Consider the following 6,179-nt stretch of genomic DNA (forward strand, 5'->3'; position numbering starts at 1 on the left):
CTAGCCGGTGTGAGCGTTCCACGAAGGAAAAGCAGACCCCAGAGCATGGATCGTCTCAGTGATGGTTCCTAGGGTCGAGAGCACGACCCGAAAAGGAGACACCATGCCGACCGCCGAAGAACTCTCCCGCACGCCGCTACCCGAGGACCACTCCTGGCGCGAGCTGGTGGTCCTGCCAGGCATCCCGCTCATCGAACCGGCCACCGTCACCGTCGAGGGCGACCCGGTCGGGGCGCCTGATCCGGACCGTCTGGCCGTGCCCGATGGGCCGCCCCTGGTCCTGCGCACCACCGAACGCCACGGCACCCGTGTGGTGGTGGACCTGGGACAGCTCGCGATGGGTCACCTGGAGGTGCGGGTCGAACGGATCTCCGGGGCGCCGCTACGGGTGGCGCACGCCCAGTTCCGCGATCAGCTCGCCCCCGAGGGCGACGGCATCGAGGCCTTCTTCGGCACCGACGCCGCGCCCTGGTCCAGGGTCGACCTGTTCGATCCTCGCGAGGGCCCCGCCACCCTGGTGAGCGAGGGCAAACGCGAGACGCGCTACCTGCTGCTGACCCTGGACGGTCCCGGTGAGGCCGTCATCGGCCACGTCCGGCTGCGCTCCACCGTCTACCCGGTGACCCGCGACGGTCACTTCCTGTCCAGCGATCCACTGCTCAACCGAGCCTGGCACCTGAGCGCCCACACCGGTGACCTGGCCTCCGTCAGTGAGGACAGCGACCTGCCGGGCGCTCCCGAGGGGCCCAGTCCGTGGATGCTCACCACCCCGTTCGACCGAGTGATCTTCATGGGCGACATGCACATGCAGGCCCTGGCCGGGTACCAGCAGAGCAGCGACTATCGGTGGCTGGTGCGCAATTCGCTGATGCGGTTCGGCTGGGTGCAAAACCCCGACGGTTCGTTTCCCATGGCCGCCTCCCACCTGGTCCACGGCGATCCCGAACACCCGAACGAGCCGGGGCCGCCCAACGGCTGGCGGGTACCGGAGAACGGTCCCGACCCCGACCAGGCCCTGGGGTTCGTGGGCGAGGACATCTCGCTGTTCCACGACGCCACCATCCACAGCTTCACGGCCTTCTGGGTCGCCGCCCTGGCCGACCACCACCTCTACACCGGTGACACCGGGTTCGTGCGCCCGTTGCTGCCGGTCGCGCGCCGGGCCGTCGCCTTCCTGGAGAGCCGCACCGACGCCGACGGTCTCTTCCGGGAGGAGCAGGACCGCCGCACCGACCCGGACGCGTCCTTGGCCCTGGTCGCCAACTGGTCACCGCTGGACCTGGCCGCCGGGGTCGACTCCCTCACCAACGCCGTACTGTACGACGCCCTGAAGGGGCTGGCCGCGCTGGAGCGGGACATCGCGGGCGATCCCGACACCGCTCGGCGGTTGGAAGGGCGGGCCGAACACCTGCGCGAGGCGCTCCTGGCCCGACTCTGGGACGAGCAGGCCGGCGCGATGGTCCTCAACACCGACGACCCCACCGGTGACCACAGCGGGGACGCCAACGCCGGGAACCTGGTGTTCGGCACCCTGGACCCCGAGCGGGCCCGCCGGGCGATGGACTTCCTGGGCACGAAGTTGGCGACGCCGTACGGCACCCGTTCCAGCGAGTTCGAGGACAACGCCTACCGGGCCTCCGACATCCAGGGCTACATCCAGGCGTTGGAGGCCCTGGGCCGTGTGCGCAACGGCGACACCCGGGGTTCCCTCGACCTGATCCGGCGCTGGTGGGGCCACATGCTCGACGAGGGGCCGGGGACCGGGTGGTTCGCCTGGGAGAACGACGGGAGCCGCCCGCGCGGCGCCTTCGCCGGTACCCCGTGGACCACCGCCGTGCCCGCCTTGGGCGAGGGGGTTCTGGGTGTGCGGCCCACCGCTCCCGGGTTCGGGAACTGGCGGGTCGCGCCGCAGGTCGCCGACCTGGAGTGGGCCCAGGGGCGGGTGCCGACCCCGGGCGGGGGGCTGGCCGTGCGCTGGTCCAAAGACGCGGACTCCGACACCTTCGTCCTCACGGTGGAGCCCTCCGAAGGCGTGGGCGAGGTGGTGGTTCCGCTGCTGGGCCGCTCGCGCCGGGTCTCGGTGGACGGGGTGCTCCGCTGGGACGGCGAACGTTCGGTGAACGGCGTCGGCGCGGGTCTTGGGGAACCGCGTCTCGAGGGCGATGGTCTGGTGTTCCCCCGGATCGATGGCGCCCACACTTTCGCCTGGTCGGGGGACGGCCGCGGCCAGTAAGCGCTTTCCGGATTTCGATCGGGTCGCGGTCGGGGGTCGCGGTCCGACCGCGTGGGCGCACTCGTCGACGCTCGGGGGCGCGCGCCCATCGTGCACCTTGCTGAAAGCGGCTTCCACCTGGTGTTCAGGCCAATCCAGGGGGTGGGTTCCGTCGATTCTTCGGGTGGTCTCCTCGTGAGGGGGAGCCATTGACACCCGTGAAACACGATGTTAAAAATGTCGGAATCCACCCCTTGGATAGCGCTTACCAACAAGGGGGGAACGCTTTCTTCACGCAACTTCACACGCGGTGGTGGGCCGAGCCCGCCCTCGCACTCGAAGGGAAGTCCACGGCATGCGCCAACCCCCCGGCCGATTCCGAACCCGCCCCGGACCGACGGCCGGCACGGCCGCCGCGGTCACCGCACTGGTCCTGGTGGTCTCCGCCTGTGGGGGATCGGGTGAGGCGGGCACCGTCCAGCTGCGTTTCTCCTGGTGGGGCTCGGACGAACGCCAGTCCACCATGAACGAGGTCATCGCGAACTTCGAGGCGGACAACCCCGGCATCACGGTCACAGGGGAGAGCACCGACTGGGGTTCCTACTGGGACCGCCTGGCCACCAACACCGCGGCCGACGACGCCCCCGACATCGCCATGCAGGAGGAGCGCTACCTACGCGAGTACGCCGAGCGAGGCGCCCTCCTGGACCTCAACGAACCGGAGGGCCTGGACCTGTCCGGTCTGGACCCGCTCATCGCAGAGAGCGGCGACCTGGACGGCAGCACCTTCGGGGTGGCCACCGGGGTCAACGCCTACGCCATCCTCGCCGACCCCGAGGCCTTCGAGGCGGCGGGCGTGGACATGCCCGACGACCAGACCTGGACGTGGGAGGACTACGTCGAGATCTCCGCCGAGATCACCGAGGCCACCGACGGCGAGTACGTCGGCACCCAGAGCATGGCCTACAACGAGGCGGGCTTCCAGGTCTTCGCCCGCCAACATGGGGAGAACCTCTACGCCGACGACGGCTCGCTGGGCTTTTCGCAGGACACCCTCGCCGCCTGGTTCCAGATCACCCAGGACCTGGTCGACAACGGGGGCCAGCCCGGCGCCTCGGAGAGCGTGGAGATCCAGGCGGGCGGCATCGACCAGTCGGTGGTCTCCACCAACCGCGGCGCGATGGCGCACTTTTGGACCAACCAGCTGGTCGGCGTGAGCGAGACCTCCGGGCGGGACATCCAACTCCTGCGCTACCCGGGGGAGACCGAGTCCGACCGCACCGGCCTGTTCCTCAAGCCCGCCATGTACTACACGGTCTCGGCGGGCACCGACCACCCCGAGGAGGCCGCGCTCTTCCTCGACCACATGCTCAACGACCCGGCCGCCTCCGAACTGCTCCTGGCCGACCTGGGGTTGCCCGCCAACCTGGAGGTGCGCGAGGCGATCCTGGGGGAGTTGTCCGAGGCCGACAGCCAGACCGCCGAGTTCATGGCGGAGGTCGAGGGCACCATCTTGGACGGCAACCCGCCCCCGCCCATCGGCGCCGGCGAGGTCGTGGAGATCAGCAGCCGGGTCACCGACAACCTGCTCTTCGGCGACATCACCTCCCAGGAGGCCGCCGAGCAGTTCATCACCGAGGTCGAGTCGGCCACCGGCGGCGGCTGACCGGGCCGCCGAGAGCCCACCCCGAAACCCCCGCGCGGGAGGGCGGGCCCACCACCCGCCCTCCCGCGACCCCGGACCACAGAACGGACAGTGGATGTCGACCACCACGCCCGGAACAGCCACCCAGGACCGCATCACCCGGGTCCGGATCTCCTCGGTGACCCTGCCCCTGGACACCCCCATCAGTGACGCCAAGGTCCTCACCGGACGCCAGCGCCCCATGACCGAGGTGGCGATGCTCTTCGCCGAGGTCGGGACCGAGGCCGGCCACGAGGGCATCGGGTTCGGTTACTCCAAGAGGGCCGGCGGCCCGGGCCAGTTCGCGCACGCCCGCGAGGTGGCACCCGCGCTGTTGGGGGAGGACCCCAACGACATCGAACGGATCTGGGACAAGCTCGTCTGGGCGGGCGCCTCGGTGGGCCGTGGGGGACTGTCCACCCAGGCCATCGCGCCCTTCGACATCGCCCTGTGGGACCTCAAGGCCAAGCGGGCCGGGCTCCCGCTGGCCAAGCTCCTGGGCGCCCACCGCGACTCGGTGCGCTGTTACAACACCTCGGGCGGGTTCCTGCACGCCTCCACCGAGGAGGTCCTGGCCAACGCCACCGAGTCCTTGGAACGCGGCATCGGCGGGATCAAGATCAAGGTCGGGCACCCCGACCACGCTCGTGACCTGGCCCGGGTGGAGGCGGTACGCGAACACCTGGGGGATGACTTCCCGCTCATGGTCGACGCCAATCAGCAGTGGTCACGGGCCCAGGCGCGACGGATGTGCCGGAACCTGGAACCCTTCGACCTGGTGTGGATCGAGGAACCCCTCGACGCCCACGACTTCGCCGGGCACGGACGGTTGGCCGAGGTCTTCGACACCCCCATCGCCACCGGCGAGATGCTGACCAGCGTGGCCGAGCACGCCGAGCTGATCCGGCACGGGGGAGCCGACATCGTCCAACCGGACGCGCCCCGCATCGGCGGCATCACCCGGTTCCTCAAGGTGCTGGCGATGGCCGACCGGAACCACCTCCACCTGGCGCCGCACTTCGCGATGGAGATCCACGTCCACCTGGCCGCCGCCTACCAGCACGAGCCGTGGGTGGAGCACTTCGAGTGGCTGGACCCGCTCTTCGAGGAGCACCTGGAGATCGCGGACGGTCGCATGCACCTGTCCGGCCGCCCGGGGCTGGGGATCACCCCGAGCGAGCGGATGCGCGAGTGGACCGTGGAAACCCACGAGGAAGCCCTCTGAACCACGAGCAGTGGACCGCGACCCGGCACGGGTTCAGACGCGCCCGTGCCGGGTGCGAAAGTCCCGAGCGCCCGGGGCCAGCGCCGCCAGGGCCGGGACCACCACGCACAGCGCGGCACAGCCCAGTAGCACCGCCTCGGCACCGAACGCCTGTGCCGCCGGGGCGATCAGCGCCAACCCCACGGGCGCGAACCCGTAGGCGAACAGGAAGTCCAGGGACGACACCCGCGCGAGCTTGTCGGGGGCGACCTCGCGCTGGGCGGCGGTGAACCACGGGACGTTGAACAGCTCCACGCCCAGCCCCACCACCGCGTAGGCGGCGAACACCGCCACCGCGCCGACCGGGAACGCCAGACTCAGCGGGGCCAGGGCGTAGAGCCCCAGCCCGAACAGCGCCCACCAGCCCTGGGCGCGGGGCTTCCAACGCGACACCAGGATCGCGCCGACCAGAGCGCCCGCGGTGTAGGCGGTCAGGGCACCGGCGAGCACGGCCTCGGTGCCGTAGTGGTCGCGGCTGGCCAGCGGCAGCAGCACGTTGGTGGCCGAGTAGCCGAGGGCGATGACGGTGGTCAGGGCGGCCAGGCCGGACAGGAACCAGGGGTGACGGCGGGCCTCGGTGAGCCCTTCGACGAACTCCACGTGGAAGGGGGCGCGCTCGCGCGGTGCGCCGGGCACGGTGTCGGCGCCCCGGGGCAGCAGGGCGGCGGCCAGCCACAGCCCGGCGGTGACCAGGAGCAGAACCGCCGGACCGGTGACGGTGGCGGCCAGCGCGGTCAGGCCGGGGGCGAGCAGGGTGACCACGCGCACCGAGAAGGTCAGGGCGGCGTTGGCCTGTTGGCGGTCCTCGACGGCGACGACCTCGGCGGTCAGGGCCTGGAAGGCCGGTCGGCAGGCGCCCTGGCCCACGCCCACGACGACGGCGGCCACTGCCATGAGCGCGGTGGAGGTGCCCAGACCGGCGGCGAGGGCGGGGGTGGCCCCGGCGGCGGCGAGCCCGGACCACAGCACCACGGCGCGACGTGAGTGACGGTCGGCGAGCAGCCCGCCCAGGGGTACGG

General features: G+C 71.1%; 4 protein-coding genes. 3 read left to right on the forward strand and 1 reads right to left on the reverse strand.

Annotation, left to right across the window (positions count from 1 at the left end; genetic code table 11):
- The first annotated feature begins 103 nt into the window (after positions 1–103).
- The 3 genes from K8V84_RS24875 to K8V84_RS24885 all read left to right on the forward strand — a co-directional run bounded on the left by K8V84_RS24875 (position 104) and on the right by K8V84_RS24885 (position 5,121).
- A complete protein-coding gene (locus tag K8V84_RS24875; protein WP_304079151.1) occupies positions 104–2,233 on the forward strand; it encodes an alpha-L-rhamnosidase C-terminal domain-containing protein in 2,130 nt (709 codons plus the stop codon).
- A 334-nt stretch (positions 2,234–2,567) separates the two neighbouring features.
- On the forward strand, positions 2,568–3,878 hold the full coding sequence (locus K8V84_RS24880) for an ABC transporter substrate-binding protein (RefSeq protein ID WP_304079152.1): 1,311 nt from the start codon (positions 2,568–2,570) through the stop codon (positions 3,876–3,878).
- Positions 3,879–3,972: 94 nt separating this feature from the next.
- On the forward strand, positions 3,973–5,121 hold the full coding sequence (locus tag K8V84_RS24885) for a mandelate racemase/muconate lactonizing enzyme family protein (protein WP_304079153.1): 1,149 nt from the start codon (positions 3,973–3,975) through the stop codon (positions 5,119–5,121).
- Positions 5,122–5,154: 33 nt separating this feature from the next.
- Here the strand turns inward: K8V84_RS24885 and K8V84_RS24890 are convergent.
- Positions 5,155–6,179: MFS transporter (locus tag K8V84_RS24890; protein ID WP_304079154.1), on the reverse strand; the 1,025-nt coding region annotated here is incomplete at its 5' end.

It is taken from the genome of Nocardiopsis listeri, from assembly GCF_020741345.1.
GTDB lineage: Bacteria > Actinomycetota > Actinomycetes > Streptosporangiales > Streptosporangiaceae > Nocardiopsis > Nocardiopsis listeri_A.